At 69.1% G+C, this 275-nt stretch carries 1 protein-coding gene; it reads right to left on the bottom strand.

Annotated features, from left to right (window positions below; translation table 11 throughout):
• Positions 1-275: putative PEP-binding protein (locus SB751_RS30180; RefSeq protein WP_410749044.1), on the bottom strand; the 275-nt coding region annotated here is incomplete at both ends.

The following is a 275-nucleotide window of genomic DNA, read 5'->3' as shown; positions in this document are numbered from 1 at the left end:
CAACTGATCGTCGAGCAAGTCGGGGCGCACCTGCGCGAGGCGGATGCCGCGCAGGCCGAGCGCCGGGTTCGGTTCGGGCGGCAGCGTCAGGTAGTCGACTTCCTTGTCGGCACCGACGTCGAGCGTGCGGATGATCGCGGTGCGGCCCTGCAGCGCGTCGACGATCGACTGGTAGCTCTGCTGATGCTCGACTGCGTTCGGCGCGGACTGGCGATGGATGAACATCAGCTCGGTGCGCAGCAGGCCGATCGCGTCCGCGCCGTTGTCGACCGCGG

The organism is Cupriavidus sp. SIMBA_020, from assembly GCF_046535395.1.
GTDB classification, from domain to species: Bacteria; Pseudomonadota; Gammaproteobacteria; order Burkholderiales; family Burkholderiaceae; genus Cupriavidus; species Cupriavidus campinensis.
This window is presented reverse-complemented; position numbering and strand designations above follow the sequence as displayed.